Source organism: Streptomyces sp., assembly GCF_035644915.1.
Classification (GTDB): domain Bacteria; phylum Actinomycetota; class Actinomycetes; order Streptomycetales; family Streptomycetaceae; genus Streptomyces.
In genome coordinates, this window is sequence record NZ_DASQNP010000061.1 from 1 (window position 1) to 4,124 (window position 4,124).

At 72.4% G+C, this 4,124-nt stretch carries 2 protein-coding genes and 1 pseudogene; 2 read left to right on the forward strand and 1 reads right to left on the reverse strand.

Going from position 1 to position 4,124, the window contains the following annotated elements:
* A pseudogene (locus VE546_RS06325) lies at positions 1-157 on the forward strand (AraC family transcriptional regulator); the annotation flags it as partial.
* Positions 158-364: 207 nt separating this feature from the next.
* On the opposite strand, the gene VE546_RS06330 reads toward VE546_RS06325, so the two are convergent.
* Positions 365-2,296 carry a glycoside hydrolase family 5 protein gene (locus VE546_RS06330; protein WP_414720416.1) on the reverse strand — a complete coding sequence of 644 codons (1,932 nt, stop codon included), beginning with the start codon at positions 2,294-2,296 and terminating at the stop codon, positions 365-367.
* Between the two features lie 1,244 nt (positions 2,297-3,540).
* Between VE546_RS06330 and VE546_RS06335 the strand changes: the two genes are divergently transcribed.
* The coding region (locus VE546_RS06335; RefSeq protein WP_324919420.1) for a helix-turn-helix transcriptional regulator at positions 3,541-4,124 on the forward strand (584 nt) is incomplete at its 3' end.

The window sequence follows — 4,124 nt, forward strand, 5'->3', positions numbered from 1 at the left end:
CCACCCGGGCGACGTCACCGGAGTCGGCCGCCGCGTCGGCTACGACAACCCGTCGCAGTTCAGCCGGGAGTACCGCCGCCGGTTCGGTGCGCCCCCCAGCCAGGACGCCGCCCGCCTGCGCCACACCGTGCGCGCCCCCGCCGGTGTCCTTCCCTGATCCTGCCGGACCGCGGCGGGGAGTCGTGCAGGGGGCGGCGAGGGTCGTCCCACGACTTCCGTGGGCCGCACCTGAGCTTTTCGCACCGCACCTTCGCCCTTGCCGCCTTCGTGACCCTTGGGGAGGACAGCCGGAAACACCGTGTACGGCGACTCGGCCGAGGTGGACCAGTCGGCCGGAGCGGGTGTTGAGGTCCTGGTCGGCACGTCAGCCGAGCTTGCGGCAGTACAGCGCGTCCGGGGTTCGCCGCGAGCCGACGCGGCCGGTGCAGGCGATGCCGGCGGCGTACTCGTCGTCCGCGCACTGACCCTTGTAGTGGCCGTTCGCGAAGTCGCCGCCCTTGGGTGACGGGCCTCGGTTGTCGCTCCGGTCGAACCAGACCGTACGGCCATGCGTGCCGGTGATCCCGCCGGGTGAAGCCTTCGCGCACAGGGCGGCCGAGACGGCGGCACCGCGGACGCTGTAGCCGGTGAGGAAGTGGCCGTCGGGGCACTGGAGCTTGGTGTATCCGGGTGCCCAGTCGCCGCCCGGCGTGACGTGACGCTCGTCCTTGACCACCTCGTGTCCACCGGCCGGGTCCCCCAGGGGCCCGGCGGTCGCATCGGAGCACAGGCCCCGGTTGCCGGTGTGGCTGAGACCGAGGAGACGCTGTCCGTCGGGGCAGGCGGCCTTGCGTGCGCCGGGGTCCCAGTCGGGGAGCGCGCGCATGCGGCGCGAGGCGACGAAGTCGGCGTGGTCGGGGCTGAGCATCGACCAGTCGGCCACGGGGGCGATGTGACCGGTGCGGCCGGCGGCCTCGACGAGCCGGCTCCACGCCCCGGCCCGCCAGTCGTCGCCGTCGTGGATGCCCATGCGGCGGCCCGCGGCATCCCAGTGCAGCAGTGCCCAGCCGTTGCCCCGGCGGTTCTCGTGCCAGCCGACGAGCGGCCAGTATGCGAAGTCGGCGTCCGTACGGATCAGGTGGTCGACGAAGTTCTCGAACCACGCGCGCTGTTTGACGCCCGTCTCCTCACGGCCGCCGACGCCGAACTCACTGATCCAGACGGGAGCGGTGAAGTGCCGGTCCTGTTCGGCGGTGACGTAGAAGGCCTGGCGGTTCAGTACGTCGATCAGTTCGGTGGGGGAGAGGTCCTGGTAGCGGGGGTCGGTGGTCTCGCCGATTCCGGTGGCGCCGCTGTGGTTCGGGCCGGTGTAGCCGTAGAAGTGGGCGGAGTACACGAGTTTGCCCGAGTCGACGAGGGTGTGCGAGAGGTGGCGTACGGGTTCCAGGGTGGGGCGCCCGTGCGCGAATCCGTCGACGGGGATGCCGGTCCAGTTGATGCCCTCGACGATGATGAGGAGGTCGGGGTTGGCCTCCGTCAGGATGCGGTCGCCGACGCGCTGGGAGGCGGCGAACCAGTCGTGGTCGTCGCCGAGGCCCCAGTTGGGGTCGTCCCAGACGTCGCGGCGGACCTCGTTGTAGAGGTCGGCGCCCACGACGCGCTTGTCGTCCCGGTAGCGGCGGGCCATGAACAGCCAGTCGTTCTCCCAGGTCTCGGTGGACTGGCTCGCGTTCCAACGCTCGTTGCCGTCGACTCCGCAGCACCAACGGGTGGTGTTGGTGTGGTTGTTGAGGATGACCGCGAGGCCGGAGGCGGTGAGTTCGCGGACCACGGCGTCGTAGACCTGGAGCGGGGTCCTTCCGCGGAGGGCGGGGTTGGCGGCGACGGCATCGTCCGTGACGGGACGCGTGTCGTGGATCATCTCGTTGGAGAAGGGCAGCCGGATGCTGTTGATCCCGATCTCCCGGAAGCCGGCGATGATCTCGGCCATGGGGGCACGGTCGAGGCCGAGCGGTATCCGGCCGGAGTTCTCCCCCGCGTGGTGGTTGGCGTCCTCGTCCGCGTTGCCGCTGCCGTTCCAGGTGCCGCTGGCTCCGTGCCAGTTGCCGGACCGCAGTTTGAACCGGTTCCCGTCCGCGTCGACGATCCAGCGGCCCCGCGTGCTGAGCGGCGCCGTCCAGTCCGCGGCGGCGGGGGTGGCTTCCGCGCGGGGAGCGATCTCTTGGGGGGCCGCGGTTGCGGGAACGGGCGCCAGGAGCGTCGGCAGGAGAAGGGCGGTCAGGACTGCCTTGCCCAAGAAGCCGCGCATGGCCACCATCCCGGTCGTCATCGCAAGGAAGAAGTTGTCATAAAGGCGTCATGATGCGGCATGGAACCGGTCCGGTCCAGACCTACAGGCCGGCGACGGCGGCCCAACGGCCACCTCGGAGGTCGGGAAGCACGGTGGTTGCCCGGAGTCCGCGCTGGTGACGGCTGCTGCGGATGCCGAGGACGACGGCGACGAGCAGGGACACGGCGACGAGGTCGGCCTGGCGACTGCCGAAGTGCCGAGCAGTGACCGGACCGGAATCCGCGTCGCAGACGACACCGTCGAGGCGATTACCGGCGCCTGGAACACCAGGGTCACAGGAGGGCAGGGCTTGATCCCCTTCAGCGGAACAGGTGCCGTCGGCCTCGGATTCGACCCCATCGAGAGTGCCGTGTGCACGTACGGGCCCGGGACGACTCCGGGGCACTCGCAGGCCGTGCCCAGCAGGGCGCATTCCAAGACGTCGTCTCCAGGACCGCCTGCCGGAGGCCGGCCGCCGGGTACGACGGCAACAGAAGTGGGAACCACTCCCGCTGGTCCCTTGCCCTCTCCCAGGGGAACAGCAGGGTGCCCGGGACCATGGGGGCAGGCAACTGCTTCCCTCCCGGCCGCTGGGGTTGAACGTGTGGTGCTGTGCGGAATCGGCCAGGCCCGATGGCCGGGCCGGGCTCGGCGAGGCAGCCGTCGACGAGGCCGCTGCGGTCCTGGGCGGGGTGTTGGACGGCCGGCCACGCCGCAGCAGGGGCCGGACACCCCGGACCGGGGCGAGGTCGGGAGCGTGGGACGGCAGGCAGGAGAGGGTCGGCCGGTCCCGGGAGGTGGCGAACTCGCATGGCCCGGCAGCCTTGTGGGCGGTGAGGTCGTCCCCCATGAGGTGGAGACCCGCTGACGGGGCGGCACCTGACCCGCACCGCCGGGACGCGGCCGCGCCGGGACCGGGTTCCGGCGTGTGGCGGCGTTCAGGGGGGAGGGGCGACTTCCGCCTTCGGCGACCAGCCATGTGCCACGGGCCCCGCCGGCCTTCCGGGCACGGTCACACCGCTTTCCCCCAGCCCTCGCCCGGCGGGCCGGCACCTGGCAGGACCGGCCGTCGCGCACCACCATCCCGCGCACGCCCGGAGGGTGCCGGTAACCACCACCGATCGATGCCGCAGATCTTCGCCACAGGATAATTGCGGGGTTAAATCCGCAGATCAAAGATAGAGCCGATGGTGGGTTGAGCTCTGCTAGTGTCCGGGGCGGAGGTGACGCGCGTGCCGACCCAGGAGGAGCTGTTCGCGAACGTCGAGGCGCTGCTGGAGGAGGAGCCGCAGCTACCGCCCCCGGCGGAGCGGGCCCGGCTGCGCGAGGCCGCCGGGGTCACCCAGGCGCGACTGGCGAAGGCGTTGAAGACGACGCCGCAGACGGTGAAGAACTGGGAGAACGGCCGCAGCGAGCCCCGGTCGCCGCGGCTGGAGGCCTATCAGCGGCTGCTGGAGGGCTGGGCGGCGAAGTACCCCAGGCCCGGCACCACCCCGCCCGTGCCCGCGGCGGCGTCCGCGCCGGTTCCGCAGACGTCCACCGGCCCCGCCCGGGAGCAGGCCGCCCCGGCCGCCGGGGCTCCCGCCGCCGAGCCCGCCGCACCGCAGCCGCACCGGGCTGCCGCTCCGGCGCGCCTCTCCGGGCCGTCGGCGTCGCGCCGCCCGGCCGCGCAGAGGACCGCCGCGCCGGCCGTCGACCCGCGGTTCCCGCACGGGCCGCTCGCCGTCCTGGACGGCGACGGCTCCGCGTACGGGATCGACGGGATCGTGCTGGACTGCCCGGCGACCACCGTCCCGGAGCTGGTGGAGTGGACCCT